The sequence below is a fragment of the Apibacter sp. ESL0432 genome (genome assembly GCF_019469225.1).
Lineage (GTDB): Bacteria > Bacteroidota > Bacteroidia > Flavobacteriales > Weeksellaceae > Apibacter.
Window position 1 is genome coordinate 1,559,333 of record NZ_CP048266.1, and the last position, 25,321, is coordinate 1,584,653.

Annotated in this window: 18 protein-coding genes; 6 read left to right on the forward strand and 12 right to left on the reverse strand. The window is 30.8% G+C overall.

Features of this window, described 5'->3' with window-relative positions:
- Positions 1-4 precede the first annotated feature (4 nt).
- Positions 5-2,266 carry a hypothetical protein gene (locus tag GYM73_RS06575; protein WP_220233358.1) on the reverse strand — a complete coding sequence of 754 codons (2,262 nt, stop codon included), beginning with the start codon at positions 2,264-2,266 and terminating at the stop codon, positions 5-7.
- 105 nt (positions 2,267-2,371) lie between these two features.
- Positions 2,372-4,699, reverse strand: a complete 2,328-nt coding sequence (locus GYM73_RS06580; RefSeq protein ID WP_220233359.1) for a glycoside hydrolase family 3 N-terminal domain-containing protein — start codon at positions 4,697-4,699, stop codon at positions 2,372-2,374.
- Positions 4,700-5,339: 640 nt separating this feature from the next.
- Between GYM73_RS06580 and GYM73_RS06585 the strand changes: the two genes are divergently transcribed.
- Positions 5,340-6,200, forward strand: coding sequence for an N-acetylglucosamine kinase (locus tag GYM73_RS06585; RefSeq protein WP_160541998.1), 861 nt, complete (start codon positions 5,340-5,342; stop codon positions 6,198-6,200).
- A 110-nt stretch (positions 6,201-6,310) separates the two neighbouring features.
- Positions 6,311-7,105: an SDR family NAD(P)-dependent oxidoreductase gene (locus GYM73_RS06590; RefSeq protein ID WP_166004270.1), complete on the forward strand. Its 795-nt coding sequence runs from the start codon at positions 6,311-6,313 to the stop codon at positions 7,103-7,105.
- A 45-nt stretch (positions 7,106-7,150) separates the two neighbouring features.
- Here GYM73_RS06590 and GYM73_RS06595 read toward each other — a convergent pair whose 3' ends face one another.
- From GYM73_RS06595 to GYM73_RS09995, 9 genes are all read right to left on the reverse strand, one after another.
- Entirely contained in the window at positions 7,151-7,672 is a 522-nt protein-coding gene (locus GYM73_RS06595; RefSeq protein ID WP_185149979.1) for a Dps family protein, read from the reverse strand.
- 49 nt (positions 7,673-7,721) lie between these two features.
- On the reverse strand, positions 7,722-8,135 hold the full coding sequence (locus tag GYM73_RS06600; RefSeq protein ID WP_185150282.1) for a hypothetical protein: 414 nt from the start codon (positions 8,133-8,135) through the stop codon (positions 7,722-7,724).
- Between the two features lie 211 nt (positions 8,136-8,346).
- The gene (pgi, locus tag GYM73_RS06605) at positions 8,347-9,996 is read right to left on the reverse strand and encodes a glucose-6-phosphate isomerase (protein WP_220233360.1); all 1,650 of its coding nucleotides are present in this window, start codon (positions 9,994-9,996) and stop codon (positions 8,347-8,349) included.
- Between the two features lie 116 nt (positions 9,997-10,112).
- Entirely contained in the window at positions 10,113-10,757 is a 645-nt protein-coding gene (locus GYM73_RS06610) for a hypothetical protein (RefSeq protein WP_220233361.1), read from the reverse strand.
- A 59-nt stretch (positions 10,758-10,816) separates the two neighbouring features.
- Positions 10,817-11,428 carry an outer membrane beta-barrel protein gene (locus GYM73_RS06615; protein ID WP_166004274.1) on the reverse strand — a complete coding sequence of 204 codons (612 nt, stop codon included), beginning with the start codon at positions 11,426-11,428 and terminating at the stop codon, positions 10,817-10,819.
- A 1,215-nt stretch (positions 11,429-12,643) separates the two neighbouring features.
- Complete coding sequence (gene dnaK, locus GYM73_RS06620) at positions 12,644-14,557, reverse strand: molecular chaperone DnaK (protein ID WP_220233362.1); 1,914 nt, start codon at positions 14,555-14,557, stop codon at positions 12,644-12,646.
- Positions 14,558-14,831: 274 nt separating this feature from the next.
- Positions 14,832-16,067: a M20 family metallo-hydrolase gene (locus tag GYM73_RS06625; protein ID WP_220233363.1), complete on the reverse strand. Its 1,236-nt coding sequence runs from the start codon at positions 16,065-16,067 to the stop codon at positions 14,832-14,834.
- Positions 16,060-16,560, reverse strand: coding sequence for an L-2-amino-thiazoline-4-carboxylic acid hydrolase (locus GYM73_RS06630; RefSeq protein ID WP_220233364.1), 501 nt, complete (start codon positions 16,558-16,560; stop codon positions 16,060-16,062). Before GYM73_RS06630 ends, GYM73_RS06625 begins: the two co-directional genes overlap by 8 nt.
- A 23-nt stretch (positions 16,561-16,583) precedes the next feature.
- Positions 16,584-18,977 carry an ABC transporter permease subunit gene (locus GYM73_RS09995; RefSeq protein WP_220233365.1) on the reverse strand — a complete coding sequence of 798 codons (2,394 nt, stop codon included), beginning with the start codon at positions 18,975-18,977 and terminating at the stop codon, positions 16,584-16,586.
- Between the two features lie 332 nt (positions 18,978-19,309).
- On the opposite strand from GYM73_RS09995, the gene GYM73_RS06640 reads away from it, so the two are divergent.
- The gene (locus tag GYM73_RS06640) at positions 19,310-20,122 is read left to right on the forward strand and encodes a M12 family metallopeptidase (protein WP_220233366.1); all 813 of its coding nucleotides are present in this window, start codon (positions 19,310-19,312) and stop codon (positions 20,120-20,122) included.
- Positions 20,123-20,218: 96 nt separating this feature from the next.
- On the forward strand, positions 20,219-21,499 hold the full coding sequence (locus GYM73_RS06645) for a matrixin family metalloprotease (RefSeq protein ID WP_220233367.1): 1,281 nt from the start codon (positions 20,219-20,221) through the stop codon (positions 21,497-21,499).
- Positions 21,500-21,582: 83 nt separating this feature from the next.
- Here the strand turns inward: GYM73_RS06645 and GYM73_RS06650 are convergent, their stop codons facing one another.
- Complete coding sequence (locus GYM73_RS06650; RefSeq protein ID WP_105297977.1) at positions 21,583-23,175, reverse strand: peptide chain release factor 3; 1,593 nt, start codon at positions 23,173-23,175, stop codon at positions 21,583-21,585.
- A gap of 376 nt (positions 23,176-23,551) precedes the next feature.
- Between GYM73_RS06650 and GYM73_RS06655 the strand changes: the two genes are divergently transcribed.
- Entirely contained in the window at positions 23,552-24,610 is a 1,059-nt protein-coding gene (locus tag GYM73_RS06655; protein WP_220233368.1) for a nucleoid-associated protein, read from the forward strand.
- A 54-nt stretch (positions 24,611-24,664) separates the two neighbouring features.
- Positions 24,665-25,294 (forward strand): 4'-phosphopantetheinyl transferase superfamily protein, encoded by a 630-nt coding sequence (locus GYM73_RS06660; RefSeq protein ID WP_160541985.1) that lies wholly within the window; start codon positions 24,665-24,667, stop codon positions 25,292-25,294.
- Positions 25,295-25,321: the final 27 nt, after the last annotated feature.

The following is a 25,321-nucleotide window of genomic DNA, read 5'->3' on the forward strand; positions in this document are numbered from 1 at the left end:
TTTTTTAAAATTTAAACTTAGTTTTAAATTCCAGGGTAAAAGGTCGGATGTAAGTTCCTGCTACCGGTTTATTATAATAAGGAGTAGGATCTATAGCTGTATTAGTTCCAGATATAGAGCCTTGTGCTCCACTTTGGTTTAATAAGTTAACCGCACTTACTCCAAAACTCAGGTTACTGTTGTATTTAAAATCTATACCCGCAAATGTTTCCCATCTTCCTGCAAAAAACAATGAATTGGTATAATTTGCATATTCTTTACTGAAATATCGCGCACTTCCCCAAAATTTAAATTTCTTCCAATTATAGCTTGGATCTAATTCTATTATGGTTTTTGATACGCTTCTTGCTATATTCCCATCGTAATCATATTTTACATCATACGCTTCAAATTTGTAATTTTTGTATTCGGGATTTTGTAGGGTAAGTAACATATGAAATTGAAAATTTTTAAATGGTGTAACCAAAGCATCGGTTGTCCATCCTATGGTTTTAACATCATAGCTAATAGTTTTTTTCATGTAATCGGTTGGATCTTTTGGATTGGTAAAAGTGGAATTATTCGTAAAATTACTTCTTTGAATGTAGGTAACTTTAGATACTACTCTTACCAAAGCATGGTTAAAGTATACTCCGAAAGAAGCTCCGGGTATTTTTGACTTTTTAATTCCCGGGTCGTCTGCACCTGCATAACTACTTAACTTTCCACCTAATTCACCATAGGTTGCTTCTCCTTGAAGTCCAAATGAAGGGAAGATTTTCCATAGTGCATTGACTGTAAAAGTTTTATTAATCCAATCTTTTTTAACTTTTGTTTTATTTCCGGATACCCAATTTGTTCCGGCTAATTTTCTGTCTTCCCCTTTATACCATTCTCCGTTAATATTTTGCCATTCTAATCTTACACCTCCTCCCACTTGTATTTTATCGGAAGGCGTCCATTTTTCAGTACCATACACAGCCATTTTGTTTTCTCCACCGGTATAGTATTGCATAGCGCCGTTATGATTATATCCTCCGAATTCGTCTGAACCTTTTCTTGGCGTCCAAGTGCCGGTAAGTGGATCGTAATTTTCTTGAATTAACAGTGACGGATTTGGAGTCACTTCATGGTAATAGGAATAAGAAGCCGTATTATAATTGTTTATGTGGTAATACCATTCATTAAATCCGATATTCCAATTGTGTTTAGACGTTTTTTTGCTTAATTCCACGCGGCTCATATAAGTATTGAATGGAGCTCGGGGGGTGAAAAGCATTAAAACCGATTGTACTTTTCCATTATAAATGTTATCGGAACCTATATAACGGAAACGTGTCTTACCTTCAACCGGGTTACTTATTGATGAATAGTACGGATTAAAATATCCGGATTCAGCATATTGATATCTAAAAATATAATCCAGCTTCATTCCATTTGTAAGGCTATTTTTTCCGATGATATCGAAAATATGATTTTCTCCTCCACTTCCTTTCATTATATCTCGAGTAGTATATTCTCCTGAAAGCGGATCTATATAATGCACCAATCCGGATTTTTCCAGATAGGAATCTCTTCCTAATTTGAATCCTTCTACAGCATCTACTTTTCCATTGGAACGATAGTAATAAGGATTTTGTTTAGTTGTTATTGCTTGTGAGCTGATAAATTTATATTGTACTCCAATTTCACCTTTTCCGTCATTATATTTTTTATTTATAAATACTTTATAAATTTGAGTTTTATCTAAAAATTGAGAAAAGGCTGATGTAAATGTTCCGGGATCCATGTTAGCATAAGCACTAACCGAATAATAAAATCCGTTTTTCATCGGTCCGCTTACATTAAAGCTTCCTCTTAATAATCCGTAAGAATTGGTGACAAATTCACCTTTACCTTGTAATTTATCTGTTCCTTTATTGGTATAAGTATTTACTGATACTCCCACATCCCCTACGCTTATAGCGGTCTTTGCAACATCTAATACGTCCATCTTTTCAAAACTGGAATCTGACCTCCAGGCCCTCACGGGCATTTGTACGACGTAGTCCATCACAACCGGTAACCCATTTTCTAAAATAGTAGTTCCTCCCACACTTGCCGGTAAACCAATGTTTACATTTCTTGGCCCGTTATCGGCTGAGGCATTTAACATCACGGATGTGTTCTGATCTTTTTTCAAATCTGTTTTAGTTTTTAAACTATCAGATTTATTCTCTTGTGCCTGTATCAAATTCATAGTAGAAACAATCATAAAAGCACTAAGAGACTTAACTGCTCTTCTCATACTTAATTAATCTTTTTGTGGTTTTAGTTTAATTATGACTTTATATTTTATATCATTATAATTTTGTTTTTTTATTTATAGCATATCATTAATCAAAACTTATATTTATTTTTTTATTACGTATTTTGCTGTCCTAGAATCTTTGATAACACCTTTCCAATCTAAACCAAAACCAAAATTATAGACATTCCCTTCGCTGTCTTGATGACATTCCATGTCAAAAGGAATATCTTCTTTCTGTTTTTCAACCGTGTTCATATTTGCAGGCATTTGAAGGGGTAATAATCCGGAGGGTTCGTACTTCCCGGAAATAATATCCATTATGGCTTGTTCTCCAATTCCAAATCTTGCTATTATCCCATCCACTCTAGATTCAAATTCATTAAAAATCATAGGACGACTGATATTTACTACTACTATGACCGGTTTATTTCCCATTTGACTTTTAGTAGTTAATATGGTAGATAGATCTGATGAATTGGAAACGGTCACTGTTTTATCTTTATAACTTCGATCTTTAATTGAAGGGTCTATTACGGGGTCTCCTGCTGCTATACTGTGCTCACGAGCATTTGTAGCCGTATAGCTGTTATATTGTAAGGAGATGGGAACGTATCCATTCCCTCCATTATTTCTATCGGCTATATCATATCCCCCTCCATCGTTGTTAGTTTGAGGGCTTGAAACAAAGACTATGGAAAAATCTGCTTTTTCAGGATCTTCTGTAACATGATAATATTTCTTAACTAACTCGATATTAACCGAATAATCTAATTTTGGTTCAGACCATTTTCCCCACCAATCTTTTATGGAAGGTTGATAGTTTTTTGGTATATATACCGTTTTTTTATCTTTTATAGGTAGTATATGTTTTTTATTTTTAAGCAATACCACTGATTTTATTTGTGCTTCATAACCCGCTTGCATAAATTCAGGATTTCCAACTGTTTTAACGCTTTGCTCAACGTTTAAATACGGATTTTCAAACAATCCCAGCCTGAAAATATTTTTTAATAATCGAATTCCTGATTGCTCAAAACGATTTCTCATATATTTATTCCCGTATTCCTTTACTCCCATTTTGTAGGCTTCTAATATGGGTTGCATAATATTGTTGCCTCCAAATTGATCCATTCCGGCCATTAAGGCAATATAATGTCTTTGAGCTATCGTTTTATTTTCCACTCCCCAAGGCTTACCTTTAAATTCATCCGGAGTTTTACCCTCATTGGCTGTTATCAGCCAATCTGTACATAATACCCCATCATACCCAAATTTATCTCTAAGTAAATCGGTAATGATATATTTATTGAAGCCATTTGCATAGTTACTTCCGTCTTTTGATTGATTATATGAAATGGTGTAATAAGGCATAACTGCTGAAGCTTTGGAAGTTTTTCCATTGAGATTAAAAGCTCCGTTAACAAAAGGGCTCATGTGTGTATCAAAATTATTTCCGGGATATACCGCATATTTTCCAAACGCCCAATGCGCATCTCTTCCGCCCTCTTCCGGTCCTCCACCCGGCCAGTGTTTAACCATTGTATTAACACTTTTATATCCCCATCCGTCTGCAATTTCATCTTTACCAAAAGAAGTTTGGAAACCATCTATATAGGCCCTGGCCATATCTGTAGTTAGTTCCGGGCTTTCTCCAAATGTCATGTAGATTCTATACCATCGGGGTTCTGTACCTAAATCTATTTGAGGAGATAAAGCTGTAGTTATTCCTAAAGCTCTATATTCTTGTGCTGCTATATTACCAAATTTTTGTACAAGTGACGGATCAAATGTTGCTCCTAAGCCTAACCCATCCGGCCAAAGTGATATGGCGCCTCCTGCTCCTGCATTAAATTCAGATTTTATATTTCCGGTAACTTGGTCAGAATGTCGGGGATCTGAACTTGTATTTCCCGGAATTCCTAATCCCAACCCTTCCACGTATGCTTGCATTTGATTATTCCATCGTGCTGCAACTTCAGGGCTTTGAACCGAAGTTATTAATATATGTCTTAAATTATCCTTTTGCAGAAATTTTTTCTGTGCGTCTGATAGTTCCCAAGGTTGTGCTCCACTGGCAGAAAAGATTTTTCCATTATAGGTTCCAGATGCAAATCCACTATCGTTTGAAGGTATAGCTTGATGATTACTATAAAGCATTAATCCTGCGATCTGTTCCAAGGACATTTTTTGAACTAAATCTTTAGCCCTTTCATCTGCGGATAATCTCCAATCTTCATATTTATCAAGTTTTCCGTTTCTATTAAGGTCTTTGAATTTCAAACCGTCAACAGTTATAATTTTTACACCTGATAATGGGGAATATCCTAAATTGACTCCATTTCCATTATCGATTAAAATAAATTCTTTTTGCTGCGCTTTTGAAAAAAAAAGAGACAAGATTGTTAAAGTAGTAAAAATCTTTCTTCTCATATATGTAGTTTTTAATTTATTTTTTATAAAAATTACTATAAACATGTAAGTTTAACGTGTTTATACAAATATAAATTAAATATCCTATTATAGTATAAATTATCAAAGAGACGTAAGCTCACCTTAAATAATTATATATTTAAATATATCATTATCATATAATTAACAATATTATAATTGATTAATATCATATTTAGAAATGACTAATTTTATCTAATATTAAGGTTAAAATGGTGATTTTGATACTAGGATATCTTACCATTTCATTGACTTATTTGAAGTAAATGTTAATTTTTTAACAAAATTTTAATTTCTCTATATTCTATTGGCAGAACAGGGTATCCATAAATTTAATACGTATAAATTAAATTTATTTTATTTTTTATACCTAATCGTATGATTTAAATCAACTATTGATAAATATTTACTGTTTCAATGATATCTTTTATTAATTTTAGTCTGTAAAGAGATAGTTAAACTATTTCAAACATTAGTATATATACTTATTAGTTGTAATAAATTGAGCACATTAACCATTACTAATAAGATAATTTTACCAACATTTATTGAATATTTATTTTTATTATAAATATTTTTATTTTGTACTTTTGAAACATAACTAAAATTAAAAACAAAAAATATGATTCTTCTAGCAGATTCAGGTGCTACTAAAGCCGATTGGATAGCCATTGATAATAATGGCAATCGTATATTCTCAACACAAACTAAAGGTTTAAGTCCCGAAGCCATAAATAAAGAGGAAATGATCAAAAGATTAAATGAACGTTTTGACATTTACCAAAATAAACCCGCTGTAAAAAAAATATTTTTTTATGGGGCAGGATGTGGAACTGATAATATGAAAGATATTGTAAGAAATGCTTTAACAGAATCTTTTCCTAATGCTGAAGAAATTGTGGTTGAAGAAGATACCTATGGAGCCGTTTATGCAACCACACCTCCGGGAACTCAAGCCATAGTATGTATTTTAGGTACGGGATCCAATTGCAGTTATTATGACGGTGAACTTTTACATCAAAAAGTTTTATCTCTAGGATATCTTTTAATGGATGATTGCAGCGGTAATAAATTAGGAGCAGATTTGATTCGTGCCTATAATTTCAAAACTCTTCCTCATGAATTATCAATAAAATTGTCGAAAGAATATAATATGGATATAGATTTTATAAAAGAAAATCTATACAAAAAACCTAATCCCAATGCTTATCTAGCCACATTTGCTAAATTTATTATTCAAAACAAAGATCATGAATTTATTCAGCAAATCATTGATAAACAAATTCAAACCTTTATCGATTTATATATAAAACAATACGATAATTGTACTCAAGTCCCAATCAATTTTAATGGTTCTATCGGTTTTTATTTAAAAGATGAATTAGAGAAAAAATTATCTGAAAATGGAATGAAATTAGGTATAGCTTTACGAAGACCTATTGATGGTCTGATTGACTATATCTGTACTCATAGACTTACTTAAAATTTGAATTTTATTTGGTTTAAAAGGAATGAGTATGTCATTCCTTTTTTCTTTTTGGGTAGCTAGATTTTAAAATTAATTTTATTTTTGTTTAGTATTAAACTATAAAAATGTCTAAAACAATTATAATTACAGGAACCTCATCCGGCGTGGGATTGGCATTGGGAAATTATTTATTTCAGAAGGGTTACAACGTATACGGTTTGAGTCGTTCAATACCTAAAAATGCTAAATTTACTACTATTCCAACTGATATAACTAATGAAAAAGAAGTTGATGATGCATTAGATCAAATTCTTGCTAAAAATTCAACCATTGATCTGTTAATCAATAATGCAGGAAAAGGTATGGTCGGGCCTGTTGAAAACGCTAAAAAAAATGAAATTATAGATTTATTTACCCTAAATATTGTAGCACCCTCTTATCTGATTTCAAAGGTTTTACCAATTATGCGTAAAAGTAATAAAGGCAAAATTTTTAATATATCATCGATTGGAAGTGAAATGGGTTTACCATTCAGAGGTTTTTACTCCGGTTCTAAATCTGCATTAGACATGATTACAGAATCGTTACGTTATGAATTAAAAAATTCGGGTATTGAAGTTTGTACAGTAAATTTAGGTGATATACGAACAGATATAGCAGCTCATAGGATTAAAAGTGATATTTCGGTTGACTATGTTAAAGTTTTTGATAAGGTATATGATCATATGAATGCGGATGTTTCAAATGGTCTAGCCCCCGAAACTATTGCTCCCTTTATTGAAAAATTATTTACTCAAAAAAATAAATTAAAACCCCATTATTATTTTGGTACAACTATCCAAAAATTATCTATTTGGGTTAAAACCATAATTCCACAATTGTGGTTTGAAAAAATTATAGCTAAATATTCGGGTTTATAACAAAAAAAACCTCTTTAAAAGAGGTTTTTTGTACTCAATTTATAATTATTTAGCTGAAGCACGTAGCATCCATGCCATAGATTCGTGCTGTTCCATAACTCCGGTTAAAAAATCACTGGTTCCATCATCTTTATTTTTGTCAGCAGTTGGTATGAATTCTGCTCGGATCAAACGGATGATCGTTTCATGATCCTGACATAATTCTACCAATATAGTCTTTTCGTCATCCACTTCTTCCCCGTCATGTTCCAGTAAGTCTACTACTGCACTGAATTGTTTAAATGATCCCAGCGCATAATGACCTAATTTCCTTATCCTTTCTGCCACTTCGTCAATAATTTCCGCAATTTCTTTATATTGCTCTTCTAATAATAAATGTATAGATCTGAAATGTGGACCTTCTACATTCCAATGAAATTTTCTGGTTTTCGTATAAAGAAAATATTCATTGGCTAACAATCTGTTTAGTGCATCGGACACTAATTGTTTATTTTCTTCACTAAGCCCTATGTTGGCTTCTATGTGCCTTACTTTTTCAGACACAGGTTTTTTGGTTTTTGTTTTCAAAATAAATTTATGTTATATAGGTTTTTCGTACTCTATAATAAATAATTGATTATTGTAACCTTTTCAATCTAAACAATAATTGTTGAATGGCTTCTTGATAATCATCAAAAATGGATAATGCATAGTCATCAACAAATAATTCTCTACCGTCTTGAAGTAACAGGTAAAAATTCTCACAATGTTTAATAATATCTTTAGGCGTAGGAGTTTCTTTGATAGTTACTTCAATATCTCCAAATTGAGCATAGGCTGTTTCAACCAAGCGGTCAATTACATCTAATACTGAATCAATAGCCTGATCTAAAGCAATATGTGTTGCATAACTTCCTTTGCCGGTTACTTGCCAATGATATAGTTTTAAACTGCTGTTATATGAAAAAATTTCACCAAAAAATTTACCTAATTTTTTGTTTTTTGAAGAGTCGTTGTAAGTGCTTTTCACTACGTTTTGTTCTTTGATCATAATTTTAAATTTTTAGTCTTCTATTTATTAATATTTGATTTGTACTTATAAAATGCAAATATCAGACCTAAAGCGTTTAACTCTATATTATTTTAAAAACCTATGATAAAGCTGTAATTTTTTTTATAGTAAACTGTAAACTTTTGAATTTTATGAATAAAAAAAAGATCGTCTGATGAGACGATCTTTTTTTATTTAAACAGATATAAAATTATCTCATTTTTTTATAGGCATTTATCAGCCCATTAGTTGATGAATCATGTGTGGTTATTTCTTGATCTCCTGATAATTCAGGCAGCACTTTGTTGGCCAATTGTTTGCCTAATTCCACGCCCCATTGATCGAAACTGAAAATATTCCAGATAACTCCTTGTACAAATATTTTTTGCTCATATATAGCAATTAGTTTTCCTAGTAATTTAGGTGTTAGAATTTTATACAAAAAGGAATTGGTTGGACGATTTCCTTCAAATATTTTATATGGTTTTAATTTATTAATTTCCTCTTCATTTTTGCCCTGATCTTTTAATTCTTTATAAACTACTTCTTCCGTTTTACCAAAAGCTAAAGCTTCCGTTTGTGCGAAAAAGTTGGATATAAGTTTTTCATGATGATCTGAGACTTTATTTAGTGTTTGGGCACCTGCAAAAAAATCACAAGGAATAAGTTTTGTTCCTTGATGTATCAATTGATAAAATGCATGTTGTCCATTGGTTCCCGGTTCTCCGAAAATTATTGGTCCGGTCTGATAATCAACTTTTTTACCGCTTCGGTCTATATATTTACCATTGGATTCCATATCTCCTTGTTGAAAATAGGCTGCAAACCGGTGTAAATATTGTTCATAGGGAAGTAAAGCAACATCTTCCGCGCCAAAAAAGTTATTATACCAAATACCCAATAGGGCTAAAATTACCGGTATGTTTTTATTTAGTTCCGTATTTCTAAAATGTAAATCAATTTCATTTCCTCCTTCTAATAATTCGGTAAAATTGTCATATCCGACAGCTAAACATATGCTCAGTCCAATAGCTGACCAAATAGAATATCTTCCACCTACCCAATCCCAAAATTCAAACATATTGTCTTGGTTGATTCCAAATTTTGTTACGGCTTCTTGATTGGTTGATAGGGCGACAAAATGTTTAGCTACTTCAGATTCTAATTTTGCTGATTTTAAGAACCAATCTTTTGCTGTTTGAGCATTGGTCATAGTTTCTTGAGTAGTAAATGTTTTAGATGCTACAATAAACATTGTTGTTTCCGGATTTAACGGTTTCAATGTTTCTACTATGTGAGTTCCATCAATATTGGATACAAAATGTAAATTGAGTCTGGTTTTATAATATTTTAGCCCTTCTACAACCATTAAAGGTCCTAAGTCAGAACCACCAATACCAATATTAACCACATCAGTAATTGCTTTTCCTGTATACCCTTTCCATTCGCCTGAAATTACTGATTCAGAAAATTTTTGCATTTGCGAAAGAACTTTGTTTATCTTAGGCATTACATCTTCTCCGTCAACTATAACCGGTGTATTTTTTCGATTTCTTAATGCTGTGTGTAAAACTGCTCTATTTTCTGTCTCATTAATTTTATCGCCACTAAACTGCTTTTCAATAGCTTCTTTAACTTGGGTTTCCTCAGCTAGTTGAATTAATAATTTCAATGTTTTTTCTTCTATTCTGTTCTTAGAATAATCAAAAAGAATATCATTAAATTGTATTGAAAATTTATCAAATCTTTGAGGATTTTCTTTAAACCATTGACGAAGGTGTTTATCTTTTATTTGTTCGTAATGTTCTTTTAATAATTGCCATGCGCGGGTTTCTGTTGGATTAATCTTAGATAATGCCATAATACTTTTATTAATTAGTAAATACTAGCAAATTTACTTATTTATCACATGTAATCAACAAAAAAACCTCTGAAATAAATCAGAGGTTTTTATATTATTTTTTTTAATTTATAAAATTAAAAACTGAATTTTTTAGTAACTCCTACGTGAATTGATTTTCCAAAAGTTAAGTCAAAATCTTTGCTTTTGTTATAATTTTTATAATCAAATTTCACGTTTTCTTTTGTGTCGCTCCATTCAACTCCTCCAAAAGAAACATTTAAACCAAAATTATTTTTAAAGTTTATAAATAAAGCAGGGGCAAAATCGATGTAATATCCATAACCTCTAACTCTATTAGCCAGGATCATTTCAGACTCATCATAAATTGCATTTTTTGGAGCTAATCTGCTATCAGAACGATATTGTTGATATCCGGCCCCTAAATCTGCATATATACCAAAAGTTTCATTAAAAGGTTTATAATAACGAACAAATCCACCAATTCTACTTTCGTATGATTTATCTTGGATTTTTGTAATATGATTTCCATCATTGTAGGTATGTTTATCATAAGATAAACTGGTTTTAGCCCCTACAAACCAATTTTCAGCTACTTCATAAGCAATTATGGGAGTAAATGTTACATTATTGGTTTTTTCGTTATCAAAACCTGTTACTCTTTTAAAGCTAAAATCTGTACCCAAAAGGATAGAATTCTTTTGAGCTTGAGCTGACAACACGCTAAAAAGAGTAAGGGTTGCTATTATAATTTTTTTCATGCTTTTTCTTTTTAATTAGTTAGATAACTTGCATTAAATAATTTTCTATAATTATTTAATTATAGAGAAAAGTTTTTAGAAATACCAATATTGAAAGCATTTCCAAAAGTTATATCAACCCCGTTTGATTTGTATTTAGTTCCTTTTTGTTTTAAGTGGTTGTACTCAACTCCACCAATGCTAAAGTTCAATCCAAAATTATTTTTGAAGTTAATGAATAATGCCGGGTTGAATCCGATGTAAAATCCATTTGATTTATCTTCAAATTTTGATATAGCATTGTGTCCTTTGGTTTTTTGCTCTTGCCAACCTGCACCTAAATCAGCATAAACTGCAAAGGTTTCACTTAATGGTTGTGAGTAACGTATAAAACCTCCGATTCTTGAAGTTTTAGTATCTCCATCAAGTAGTTGTAATGCTTTAAGTGTTTCACTATCTAAATCCGCTTTTGTAAAAGCTACTTTTGCACCAATAGTTAAATTATCAGTAAATTGATATCCTAAATAAGGAGCCCATTCGTAAGTGTCCAATTTTTGTTTTCCTGAAGTTCCTCCAGTTTTGTTTTCGGTATGATTGTAACCTACATTACCTCCTAATAAAATACTGTTTTTTTGTGCATTCATAGTTGATAATCCAAAAACTACTGCTGCAAACAACACTAACTTTTTCATAATTTTCTTTTTTGTAAAATAATTTAATTCAAAAATTTATTTAATTTTCATTCTTCCACTTAAAACGTAGTAGAATCTAAATTTATCTAATTTCGTGTTAAAATTATACTAAATACCGTGCCAAAGTTAATATTATGTTAAAATAACATCTTTTTTTCTATTGATTTATGTCGGATCAATATACAAATAAATTAACTTTGCATAATTATTCGGTTATATTTTTATAAACGATATCTAAATTTAGCATGCAAATATAAATAAATACTCACTTATAAAGTAATTTGATACTTAATTTATTTTTTTTTTCATGCAAATTTTATGATTTCTTTTAAAAAAATCTTAATTTTTTAATTAAAAATATTAATAAATAAAAATTCAAATTAATTTTTTTTAACAAATACTACCACCTTATTCATTGATTATATATCAAATTCAAATTTTAACATTTTTTTTTATTTATTTGATTGATTTAATAATAAACAGGTTTTAATTACTTTGATAATTTATATTCTTAACTTCTCATACCTTTTATTTACTATCAATTTATTTTATAATCATTAATTTTTAAGAATTCTTTCGAAATTATATACAATCTTATAACTATTCAATTTTTTTAAACGTACGATAAGCTAAAATAACATACCATATTATTAGGTAGATAACACAAATTAGCATTCAATTCACGTAACCGCTATGTGAACTATGTGTTTAATTTAAACCTATTCGTTCATAAATATAAGTAATAGTTAAGCACGTTGAGACTCATAAATTTTGTTTTTTTATATATGCTATAAATAATTTTTATTTGGCTTATTAAATAAATCTATAATTTAATCTAACATTTCTAATGATTCATTAATAATAAGGCTATTGATTAAAATAATTTGCATTTAACTAAATAAAGGCATCTACATGCCATGAGTCTAGGCATATGGATCTTAGTACGTTTTAATCTTGGATATAATTATAATAGTAAAGTATTAGTGAACTTTAAAATTACATTTTCTACGTGATCAATAAAATGTTCGGTATATAAAATATTATTTATATCAATAATTTCATTAGTAATATAGAGATTGGTATATATGCTTAATTAAATGAATTTTCTTGAATTAAAATTTCATTTGGAATAAGAATAAATTTTACATACATTTTCTAATAAAAAAACCTCAGAATTTTAATTCTGAGGTTTTCCAATTATACTGTGTATTATTTTTATTTCACTTCTTCGAAATCTACATCTTCAACATTATCTCCTCCTTGATTGGAACCACTTGATGATCCTTCTTCTCCGCCTTGAGCTCCCGGATTTGCTCCTTCAGCTGTTTGACCGGACTTATATAAATCTTCTGAAGCGGAAGCCCATACAGCATTAATTTTTTCCATTACTGTTTCAATTGCCGGAATGTCTTTGCTTTCATGTGCTTTTTTCAAGTCTGCCAATGCATCTTCAATTGGTTGTTTTTTCTCTGCCGGTAATTTTTCTCCAAATTCTTTTAATTGCTTTTCTGTTTGGAAAATCATTGCATCCGCAGAGTTTAATTTCTCAACTTCTTCTTTTCTCTTTTTATCTGCTTCAGCGTTAGCTTCTGCTTCTTTCTTCATTTTTTCAATTTCTGCTTCACTTAATCCGGAAGATGCTTGAATTTTTATGGATTGTTCTTTTCCGGTTCCTTTATCTTTAGCCGATACGCTTAAAATACCGTTAGCATCAATATCGAAGGTTACTTCAATTTGTGGAACTCCTCTTGGTGCCGGTGGTATATCCACTAAATCGAATTTTCCGATTTCTTTATTATCGTTGAACATCGGTCTTTCTCCTTGCCCTACTCTAATAGTAACTGCCGGTTGATTATCTGCTGCAGTTGAAAATGTTTCAGATTTTTTTGTTGGAATAGTGGTATTAGCATCAATTAATTTAGTAAATACACCTCCGTAAGTTTCAATTCCTAAGGAAAGTGGAGTAACATCTAATAATAAAACATCTTTTACATCTCCTGTTAATACACCTCCTTGAATTGCAGCTCCAATAGCAACCACTTCATCAGGATTCACTCCTTTGGAAGGTTTTTTACCGAAAAATTTTTCAACTTCTTCTTGGATCACCGGTATACGTGTTGAACCTCCGACTAATAATACTTCATCAATATCTGAAGTTTTTAATCCTGCATCTTCTAACGCTTTTTTACAAGGTTCCATAGATCTTTTAACAAGATCAGCTGCTAATTGTTCAAATTTTGCTCTTGTTAACGTTTTTACCAAGTGTTTTGGACCGGAAGCTGTAGCGGTTATATAAGGTAAATTAATCTCTGTTTGAGTAGATGAAGATAATTCTACTTTCGCTTTTTCAGCGGCTTCTTTCAATCTTTGTAATGCAATTGGATCTGCTTTTAAATCAACACCTTCTGCAGATTTGAATTCTTCTGCCAACCAATTAATTATTACATCATCAAAATCATCTCCTCCTAAGTGTGTATCTCCATTAGTTGATAATACTTCAAATACTCCGTCTCCTAAGTCAAGAATAGAAATATCAAAAGTACCTCCTCCTAGGTCATATACTGCTACTTTTTGGTCTTTATGAGCTTTATCTAATCCATAAGCCAAGGCTGCCGCGGTAGGCTCATTTATAATTCTTTCTACTTTTAAACCAGCAATTTCACCTGCTTCTTTCGTTGCTTGTCTTTGCGCGTCATTAAAATAAGCAGGAACTGTAATTACTGCTCGATCTACAGTTTCTCCTAGGAAATCTTCTGCTGTTTTCTTCATTTTTTGAAGAATCATAGCTGAAATTTCTTGCGGAGTATATAATCTTCCGTTAATATCTACTCTTGGAGTATCGGAATCACCTTTTACTACTTTATAAGGAACTCTTGAAATTTCACCTGCATCTGATGAAAATCTAGTACCCATAAATCTTTTTATGGAATATACGGTATTGTGTGGATTGGTTACTGCTTGTCTTTTAGCAGGGTCCCCCACTTTTATTTCTCCATCTTCCATAAAAGCAACTACGGATGGAGTAGTTCTTTTTCCTTCAGCATTAGTAATAACGGTAGGATCGCTACCTTCCATTACGGCTACACAAGAATTCGTTGTTCCTAAATCAATTCCTATAATTTTACTCATGTTTATATTTTTTCTTTAATTACTTATGGTTATTAATTATACTAAATACTACTATTACTTATATAATTGCTTATGCAATTTCAATGATTATGCCATGAAGCATTATATAAACATTTGTCATAATTAATTTTTTGCAAGCTGACATATTGTCTAAGCATTTTTATTTCACCTTAGGATTTCATCTAATTTCATCTATAATGATAATTAAAAAGGTAGAACTTTAATGCTCTACCTTACCCACTTAATCTATTTAATCTATAAATTGGTTTATTCTTTATCTTTTAGATAAATGTTTTACTGCATTTAATAAAACATTAGCACCGGCACTCATCCATTCCGGTTTAATTTCTTCCTTTTCATTATGACTTATTCCTTTAATACAAGGTATAAAAATCATGGAAGTTGGGGCTATTTTAGAAATATTACACGAGTCATGTCCGGCTCCTGAAACCATTGTTCTATGGGGATAATTTAAATTCTGAGCTATTTTGCGTACCACTTCAATGCAGGTTTTATCAAAGGGTAAGGGAGGAAAGGATAATATAGGACGGATGCTATAAGTTAGATTTAATTTCTCAGCTATTTGATGTACTTTTTCAGACAATTGTTGATCCATCCTTTGTAGTCCTTTTTCTGAAGGATGTCTAAATTCAACTGAAAACCAAGCTTTATCGGAAATTACATTTCTTGAATTGGGTGTAATTTTTACCATTCCAACAGTTGCCCTGCCCTCCGGTTTTTCATTTTTTCCTATTGTGTTGACTTCAAGCACTGCCTCGGCGAGACCTAGTAAGGCATCTTGGCGTACTTCCATAGGAGTTGTTCCGGCATGAGAGGCCATCCCGGTGAATTCAACATCGTACCATTTTTGACCTAAAGCTCCGGTAACTATTCCTATTAATTCATTATGGTTTTCTAATATCGGACCTTGTTCAATATGCACTTCCAGTGAAGCATGGATTTTATAATTTGAAAAATTATCATTTCCAGCATATCCGATTCTTTCTAATTCTTGTTTAATGGTATTTCCTTCACTATCTCTACACGACCAACCATCTTGTAAAGTAGTTAACCCTGAAAAAACGGCCGAACCTATCATGGCAGGAGCGAAACGTGAACCTTCTTCATTGGTCCAGCTTACAACATCTATGGGGCGATCAGTCTTTATATCATGGTCATTCAATGAGTAAACAACTTCCAGGGCTGCTAAAACCCCATAGATCCCGTCGTATTTACCTCCTAAGGGCTGACTATCTATGTGAGAACCTATAAGTACAGGACTCAAACGGTTATCTTCACCGGATCGTCTGGCGAAAATGTTCCCCATTGCATCTATTTTTATTGAACACCCGGCTTTCTTCGCCAGAGATACAAACAAATCACGAGCTTGTTTATCTAAATCTGTGAGCGTTAAACGATGTACCCCTCCATTTGGCGTACCTCCTATGGTAGCGAAATCGGCTAACCACGTTTGTAGTCTCTTTGAATTTATATGTAAGTTATCATTCATTGGAAATATCTGTTTTCCCTTTTTCTAGTTTATAATGAAAATCACAAAAACCGTCTCCGTTCATTATAGTATGGGGGCGGGTTAATTTTACATTTGGAGCATATCCTTCAATAAATTTAGCATCTCTATTGCAGGAGAGTAAAAATCCAATTTCGCCCAATCCCATTTCATGATACATTTCTGCATATCGACATCTTTTCACGTTATAATCATATTGGTTCTCATTATTAACAACCACTTCTGTTTCTAATGCATCATCTTTTTCCCATAAATATTGGAGAGCTACAAAGCTTTGTACTGAGGTTGGCCCATCTTCTTTTTGGGCAAAATCTTTTCCGGCCTGAATGGCTGCATTAGCTACGGCTTCTTCAATAATCGATTTTGCCTGTTCAAGTCCATACTTTCTCTTTAAAATATCGTATATAGGTTTTATTATTTCTGCTTCAATTTTTCGTCTTTGTAAAATACCTATTTCTTCTTTTAGATTCTTCATATTTGTATTTACTTATGTTTATTTTAAATAGTATAATCGATGGGAGCAACATTTCCAATGAATTTTAGCAATCTTTCATCCTTGGATTTTTTCATTTGTTGAGGTTCTTCATTGTATAAAATTTTTCCTGATTCCATAAAAACAATTCTATCTGATACTTCAAATGCGAATTTCATTTCATGAGTAACAATTATCATAGTCATGCCTTCATTAGATAATTCTTTAATAACTTTCAATACTTCTTGAACTAATTCGGGATCTAAAGCGGATGTCGGTTCATCAAATAACATAATGTCGGGCTGTATAGCCAATGCCCTTGCTATGGCTACCCGCTGTTGCTGCCCTCCTGATAATTGGTGAGGGTATTTATTGGCATGAACCAACATACCTACTTTATCTAACATTGCCAATGCATACATACGCAGCAGCTGTTTATCATTGTTTTTTTTATGATATAAAGGAGCCAACATAACATTTTCTAATACCGTTTTGTGTGGAAAAAGATTATACGATTGAAAAACCATACCTATCCTCATTTCCTGAAGTTTCTTTTTTGATTTATGAAATTTACTTTTATTTTTAGCTATAAGAGAAACTTCTCCCATTTCAATATTTCCTTCATCTATTGTTTCTAAACCATTTATGGATCTTATTAAGGTACTTTTCCCTGATCCTGATGGACCTATAATACTGATTACTTTTCCCCAAGGAACGCTTAAACATATATTATTTAATACCAATGTTGTTCCAAATGTTTTTGTTATATTTTTTAATTCTAAAGCGGTTGAACCTTTATTCGTATTTTTTATGTTCGAATATTCTCTTAATTTTTCAAAATCAACTTGTATTGAACTATCAATGTCTGTGCTTTTTTTATGGACATCAAATTTTGCTTCAAATTTGTTAATATTCCATGTTACCAAAGTAACTATTAGTATATAATAGATAGCAACTGCTAACAGGGTTTCCATAACCAGAAAGTTACGTGTATACAATTGCTGTCCAACCATCAATATTTCGGTCAAGGAAATCACCGATACCAGTGAGGTTAACTTAACTATGGTTACGTATTGATTAGCGAGTGACGGTAAGGCTATCCTAAATGTTTGCGGGGCAACAATCAATCTCATGATTCCCCAGTAGGATAACCCCAGTGCTTTTCCCGCCTCATATTGTCCTTTGGGTATCGCTTGTAATGCTCCTCTATGTATTTCCGCTATATAGGCTGTTTCACTTAAAACTAAGGCTATTAAACCGGATATGAAGGGATTGGATAGTATTATCGAGCTTTGAGGCCAAATTTGAGGTAGATTATATATAAATATTAATAATACCAATAAAGGTAAACTCCTAAAAAACCAAATATAACCTTTGGAAATAGTTCTTATAAATGAATGAGAACTCTGTCCCATTAATGCTACTAAAAAGCCTAAAACTACTCCTATACACCAAGTTAATGTACTTAACTCGATTACAGTTAAACAAGCTTTCCAAAAATCTGTGTTAATAAATTGATTTTTTAAATATTTCCAATTGAAAATTGTATTCTTTTTTTGAGATGAAATCGATTCTTCTTCTATCTTATATTTATGTACTAATTCTTGACTTGGATAAGCCAAATTATATTTATCCAATAACTGTTGATATTCTCCCGATTTTCTTAGTTCTTGGATAACTTGTGCGATTTTATTTTTTAAGGCTATGTTTTCATTTTTAAATGCTAAACCTATTAATACGGGATCTATCATTTCGTGTGTAGAAATTACCAATTTATCTCCTAATCTGTCAATTAACATTTTAGCAACTGCCGCATCTTCATATTGTACATCCACGCCTTTGGATAATAGCGCCTGTGAAGCCTCGGGAGCACTGGGGTATTCTTTAACTTCAATTGCTTGTTTATTATTCTTAAAACAGAAATTCTTGGTAACATCATTTAATTTAGGAATCCATGCCGCCCCTTTCATGGAAGAAATTTTCTTTCCGCATAAGTCTTGTAAAGATAACGGTCGGTAGGATTCGTCTTTTCTAACAACTAATACACCTCCGGTTTGCAGATAGGGTAAAAATGAAACTTGTTGAGCACGTTGCGGATTAATATACAATGCAGATGCTATAAGATCATAATGTCCTGCATTTAAGCCCATAATTATATTTTCTATTCTGGTATCTTTAAAGACTACTTTAAGATTTAATTTTTCCCCTATTAATCTCATTAAGTCAGGGTCAAAACCACTGGGAATTCCTTCTAAATAAGCATAGGGAGCATAAGTTAGGTCAATACCAACCGCTAATTCGCCTTTTTTTAGAGTTTGTGAATGATAAATCGTTGTACTAAATAGAAAGATTAGCACGTATACATATTTAGAAAGCAAAGTGTAATTTCGAAGATCTATTTTAAATAATTGGTTATTCACAAGCAATATTATTTTATTCAATATAAAAAACAACAAAGTTTAATTCCTATTAAACTGATAGGCAAACTTACTTATTATTTGAATTATAATAAACTTATTTTTTTATCTTTTTTATAAAATATAAATAATTAAATTTTTATTAAACTTCTGCTTTTTGCAGTATTTAAAATTTTATAAAAGACAATTGGTTAATCAAATATAATTACCATATAATAATTTAAAAATACAATTATATCACATAATCATAATATTATATACACTTTAAATTATAATTCAGAATATAAAATTAAATATTTTTTCCTATATTTGATAAATTTATAAATGTTATGATTATGAAAAATTTTACTTTTTTTTTACTATTATTTTCATCTGCTTTTCTGGTTTCTTGTAATGAGGAATCATTAACTTCAGACATTTATCCTGAAAACAAATCTTCAGAAAATGAAAAATTTTGTGTGGATGCCTTTTTACCCGGAGATAATTTTCAGACCTCAGAATTGGATAAAGAAGTTTCCGGTTATGGTGTAACCACCCTTATAAAAAAATGGAATCCCGGAGATACCATTAAAATCAAATTTTTAAATGGTTCATCGTATTTGCAAGATAAAGTCAGAACATATGCAAGTGAATGGCTTCAATTCGCTAATTTAACATTCAAATATGTTACTGCGGATCAATATGCCGATATTAAAATCAATTTTGATAACAGCGGAAAATCATGGTCTTATGTGGGCACCGATTCAAAATACATTTCTCAACAAAGTCCTTCTTTGAACTTTGGTTGGTTTACGGATTTTACTCCTGAAAATGAATTATCTAAAACAATTCTTCATGAATTCGGTCATGTTCTTGGATTACATCATGAACATCAAAACCCTAATTCAAATATAAAATGGAATAAACCGGTAGTATATGCTTATTTTGAAGGTGCACCTAATTATTGGAATAAGGACCAAGTGGATTTTGAAATTTTTTATAAATACAGCAAGGCATTAACTAATTATTCGGCTTTTGATAAACATTCTATCATGCTTATTTCATTTCCTGCTTCATTCACTTTAAATCATTGGCATAGTCAACCCAATTATAAATTATCTTCTACTGACAAGAAATTTATTGCTAAGCAATATCCAAAAAGTAAATAAATGTTAAAATCACTTTATATAACTTTAATTATTTTATATAAAGTAATATTCTTAAACATTTATCCTGGATTTATAAAACCTTAAAAAATCTTGAATATGAAAAAATTTTCCTACATATTTTTATTAAACGTAAGCCTATTGGTATATATGGTTTCCTGTACTGAAGATTCTTTAAATTCTGATATTGTACCGGACAAAAGTACAGCTCAAAAAGAACATTTTTGTTTAGATGCTTATTTACCTGATGACATTATTCAATCCCAAGATTCAACTCAAGAAGTTATTGCTAATGGAGTAATTAATAAATTTAATAAATGGAATACAGGACAAACTATAAAAATTAAATTTTTAAACGGAAACTCTTATTTACAGAATAAAGTAAAACAATTTGCCGGTGAATGGTTGAAATATGCTAATTTAAACTTTGAATATGTTCCTGCTTATCAATATGCTGATATAAAAATAAATTTTGATAATAGTGGTCAGTCTTGGTCTTATATTGGAACTGATGCTAGATCTATTACCCAACGTATTCCTACCATGAATTTCGGGTGGTTTACAGATTCAACTCCTGATTACGAGTTTTCAAGGACAATAATTCACGAATTCGGACATGCACTAGGTTTACAACATGAGCATCAAAGCCCCGCTGCTAATATTCAGTGGAATAGACAGAAAGTATATGAATATTATGCCGGAGAACCTAATTATTGGAACCAAGCGTATGTTGATAGTAATGTTTTAAATAAATATAATTCAACTACAACTAATTATTCTTCCTTTGACAGTCAATCAATCATGCTTTATTCTATTCCTGCATCTTTAACTTTAAATGGGTGGTCAAGCGGTTGGAATACCGCACTTTCCGAAATGGATAAAAGATTTATATCTGAACAGTATCCCGGCAGGTATACATATGTGGAAACAAAAAATTTCTACAGATATAATATAAACGGACAGCATTTTTATACATCAAATTATAATGAATTAGGAAATAAACATTTTGAGGGGATATTAGGAAAAATTTATGCTAATCAAGTGGAAGGATCTTATCCTATATACAGATATTATAATTTTCTAAACGGTGATCGTTTATCTACACTTGATTGGAACGAATTAAAAAACGGTGGACAAGGAGGATGGATTTTTGAAGGCATATCTGGTTATGCATTCAATACTCAAAAACCTAATACAATTCCGGTTTATCGTTTTTACAAATCATATAAAAAGAAATCGGATCATTTGCTCACTACCAACAAAAATGAACTTAAAATCTGGATATCCGAAGATGGTTCGTTAGTTTTAGGTAAAGGTAAAAGTTATATTCCCATTAATATATATAGATATGAAGGCATAGCATTTTATATTTTAAGATAATAGTAACAGATACTATTGTTCGTTAAAAAAAGAGAGCTAAATTTTTTTTAGCTCTCTTTTACAATGTTTTTTATATATTTTACCTAAAATTCATTCGTAAAATGAAGTTTTACCGATGGAAATTTTTCTTGAGTCATGGTTATACTAAATGCAGAATCAGCTAAGAAGACTAATTGCCCAAACTTATCTTTAGCTAAGAATTTTTGTTTCACCCGCTTAAATTCTAAAAATTCCGATGATTTTTCATCCTCTGTTTCCACCCAACATGCTTTATGTATATGAATTGGTTCATAACTGCATTTTGCTGAATATTCATGTTCTAAACGATATTGTATTACTTCAAATTGCAGCGCACCCACTGTTCCTATGATTTTCCTGTTATTCATTTCCAGCGTGAATAATTGTGCAACTCCTTCATCCATTAATTGATCAATTCCTTTTGCCAACTGCTTAGTTTTCATAGGGTCTTCATTATTTATATAACGGAAATGTTCCGGTGAAAACGATGGAATTCCCTTGAAATTTAATTTTTCTCCTTCTGTTAAGGTGTCCCCGATCCTGAAATTACCGGTATCGTGCAAACCAACAATATCTCCTGGAAAACTTTCTTCCACAACCTCTTTTTTATCGGCAAAAAAGGCTGCAGGACTGCTAAATTTCATAGTTTTATTTTGCCGAACATGAAGGTAATTGGTATTTCGTTTAAAAGTTCCGGATACAATTTTCACAAAAGCTAAACGATCTCGGTGTTTAGGATCCATATTGGCATGAATTTTAAATACAAATCCCGTAAAACTCGTTTCTTCCGGTTTAACTAATCGTATATCGCTCATTTTAGGTAGCGGATTGGGTGCAATTTCAACGAATGCATCTAATAATTCCTGAACTCCAAAATTATTTAATGCGGAACCGAAAAAAACCGGCTGTAAGGTTCCGTTCAAATATTCTTCTTTTGAAAATTTTGGATAAACCGAGTGTATTAATTCTTGTTCATTCCTTAGATTTTCTGCTGCTTGGTCGCCAATAAGTTCATTTACTATTGGATCATTTATATCTTTAATCTCAATACTCTCTCCTACTTTTTGTTTTTTTTCTTCGGTGAAGAATTTAAAATTATTCTCCCACATATTAAAGATTCCTTGAAAATCTAATCCCATACCGATGGGCCAAGATAATGGTGTAACCCTTAATTGTAACTTTTGTTCAACTTCATCTAATAAATCAAATGCATCTTTACCCTCGCGATCGAGTTTATTGATAAATACCAACATAGGAATATTCCTCATTCTACAAACTTGAACCAATTTTTCGGTTTGTTCTTCAACTCCTTTGGCTACATCTATAACTACAATTACTGAATCTACGGCAGTTAGTGTTCTATAGGTATCTTCGGCAAAATCTTTATGCCCGGGTGTATCTAATATGTTTATTTTTTTTCCTTTATATTCAAAGGCTAATACGGAAGTAGCAACCGAAATACCTCTTTGTCTTTCAATCTCCATAAAATCTGAGGTTGCTCCTTTTTTGATTTTATTGCTTTTTACAGCTCCTGCTTCTTGAATCGCTCCACCAAATAAAAGTAATTTTTCTGTTAAGGTTGTTTTACCAGCATCCGGATGGGATATAATTCCAAAAGTTTTCCTTCTTTTAATTTCTTTTTCTAGAGTGGTTCCCATATATTATTAAATGTTTGCAAATATAAACTATTTAAAATTTCTAATTTTAATGTAACTGATTAGTTTTTTGTAGAATTTCTGTAATGAATAAGATAAATAATTAATAAAAATCCAATTCAAATTTTTTAGAAGAATATTAAAGTTTATTCATAAATATTTTTATTTAAACTAGTTTTAACTGAATTCTAAAAATATATTGATATCATTTTAAATGAATATAAGATTTTTAGATTTTGGATTTCACTAATTTATTTTAGAACAAGGAGTTTGTTTTGTGTAAATTACATTATTTCATTAATCAAAATAAATTAGTAATGAATATTATTTACTGATATTTTTAAATGAATTACTTTTGTAATTCTTATCAGGCAAATTTATGACGATTAATTTAAAACATGCTGTAATTTCTAAATTAACTTTACAATTTTCCGGTAATAAACTACGTGAAGAAAAAAACATTTATGCCGGTGATTTATTTCATTTAAATGAAAAAGAAGAAGAGGCTATGCAACCCTATTTCCTTTCACCTTTTAAAAAAAATTTGGAATACTATGAATTTACTCATTATACCCAAGACATAAATTTTAATATTTTATATTCTTTATGTAAAGATGTTTTTGAAGATGCCATCGATTTTGTAAGTTTTTCAGACAAAGTTTTAGATCATCTTTATGAAAGATCCAATCACCCACAAATTAAAAAAGGCGAAATTTTTATTGCTTTATTCAATGATATTGATATTGGACAGGAGTCTAAAATTTCCGGCATCGGAATATTTAAATTAGAAAATAAAAACAAATTTCTTCGATTTAAACATTCTGACATTGTTGAATGCGCCATACAGAAAGGTTTTAGATTAGACTCATCCATTGATAAGAGTTGTTTAATACTTAATACACATAAAGAAAGTGGTTATAAAATATTGGTACATGATGATGCTCATGTAGAATCCGAATATTGGAAAAAGTCATTTCTGGAAGTAGATTATATTAAAGATGATTCGTATCAGACTAAAAATTACATTAATTTATTATCTGATTTTTCACAACAAGTAATTTTTGAGGAAAAAGGAAAGAAAATTCAAACTGAATTTATCAGTAATTGTCTTCAAGTATTTAATGAAAATGAAACGATAACTGAAGAAATTTTAGAGAAGGAATTATTGGAAAATTATGATATGATTGATGAATTCAAATCATATAAAAAAGATTATTCAGAAAATTCAGGGGTTCAATTTTCGGAAATTTTTGATGTTTCCACCAATGCTTTAGCAAGGGAAAAAAGAAAAATTAAAACTGATATCAAATTAGATACATATATTCAAATTAAATTGGATATTAACAGACCCGAAGCTTCCGAAGATTTTCTAGAGCAAGGGTATGATGAAGAAAAGAAAATGTTTTACTACAAAGTATTTTACAATTCAGAGTTATAAGAGAATTATTATAATTTTATATATTTACTTACTAATCTATTTAAATTATCTTAAATGCCTATTGTAGATTTTATTATACCTGATTATTTTACGAGAATAGTTACTTGGAAAGTCAGTGAAACTAATGAAGAATTGTTACGGATATTAAAATTAGATAACATAAGACAAGGTAAATATGATTCGTTAACCCCTAAAAGAAAACGAGAATATTTGGGATTACGAGCTTGTTTAATGGCTTTAGGTTTAGATAGTACCGTAAAATACACTAAAGAAGGTAAACCCTATGTTGAAGGAACTTACAATATTTCCGTATCTCATTCACACGGAGTAGTCTGTGTTGGTGCTTCGTCTTTTAATATTGGAGTTGATATTGAATTGGAAAGAGATGAAAAAATTAATACCATAAAATACAAGTTTATTCGAAAGGATGAATTTGAATTCATACCAAAAGGTGAAGAAAAGGACTATTATCATATTTTATGGGGATTAAAAGAAGCCCTGTATAAAATACACCATGGAAACTTATGGTCTTTTTTAAATCACTATAGAGTAGAACCCTTTCAATTGAAAAGTGATAAACCTATTGTATGTTGGATTATTGATGAAAAAGCGAGTGTTAAATATTATGCCTACTATAAGAAAATAAATAATTATTATATGACCTATGTTCTTAATTATGAATGATTTTTTTTCTAATTTTGCCGAACTATT

What these genes read in the sequence shown, in the direction of transcription:
- GYM73_RS06655 (WP_220233368.1), top strand. Translation starts at nt 23,552, where the DNA reads ATGACGATTAATTTAAAACATGCTGTAATTTCTAAATTAACTTTACAA.
- GYM73_RS06600 (WP_185150282.1), bottom strand. Translation starts at nt 8,135, where the DNA reads ATGATCAAAGAACAAAACGTAGTGAAAAGCACTTACAACGACTCTTCA.
- GYM73_RS06650 (WP_105297977.1), bottom strand. Translation starts at nt 23,175, where the DNA reads ATGGGAACCACTCTAGAAAAAGAAATTAAAAGAAGGAAAACTTTTGGA.
- GYM73_RS06585 (WP_160541998.1), top strand. Translation starts at nt 5,340, where the DNA reads ATGATTCTTCTAGCAGATTCAGGTGCTACTAAAGCCGATTGGATAGCC.
- GYM73_RS06590 (WP_166004270.1), top strand. Translation starts at nt 6,311, where the DNA reads ATGTCTAAAACAATTATAATTACAGGAACCTCATCCGGCGTGGGATTG.
- dnaK (WP_220233362.1), bottom strand. Translation starts at nt 14,557, where the DNA reads ATGAGTAAAATTATAGGAATTGATTTAGGAACAACGAATTCTTGTGTA.
- GYM73_RS06630 (WP_220233364.1), bottom strand. Translation starts at nt 16,560, where the DNA reads ATGAAGAATCTAAAAGAAGAAATAGGTATTTTACAAAGACGAAAAATT.
- GYM73_RS06610 (WP_220233361.1), bottom strand. Translation starts at nt 10,757, where the DNA reads ATGAAAAAAATTATAATAGCAACCCTTACTCTTTTTAGCGTGTTGTCA.
- GYM73_RS06615 (WP_166004274.1), bottom strand. Translation starts at nt 11,428, where the DNA reads ATGAAAAAGTTAGTGTTGTTTGCAGCAGTAGTTTTTGGATTATCAACT.
- GYM73_RS06580 (WP_220233359.1), bottom strand. Translation starts at nt 4,699, where the DNA reads ATGAGAAGAAAGATTTTTACTACTTTAACAATCTTGTCTCTTTTTTTT.
- pgi (WP_220233360.1), bottom strand. Translation starts at nt 9,996, where the DNA reads ATGGCATTATCTAAGATTAATCCAACAGAAACCCGCGCATGGCAATTA.
- GYM73_RS06575 (WP_220233358.1), bottom strand. Translation starts at nt 2,266, where the DNA reads ATGAGAAGAGCAGTTAAGTCTCTTAGTGCTTTTATGATTGTTTCTACT.
- GYM73_RS06645 (WP_220233367.1), top strand. Translation starts at nt 20,219, where the DNA reads ATGAAAAAATTTTCCTACATATTTTTATTAAACGTAAGCCTATTGGTA.
- GYM73_RS06625 (WP_220233363.1), bottom strand. Translation starts at nt 16,067, where the DNA reads ATGAATGATAACTTACATATAAATTCAAAGAGACTACAAACGTGGTTA.
- GYM73_RS06640 (WP_220233366.1), top strand. Translation starts at nt 19,310, where the DNA reads ATGAAAAATTTTACTTTTTTTTTACTATTATTTTCATCTGCTTTTCTG.
- GYM73_RS06660 (WP_160541985.1), top strand. Translation starts at nt 24,665, where the DNA reads ATGCCTATTGTAGATTTTATTATACCTGATTATTTTACGAGAATAGTT.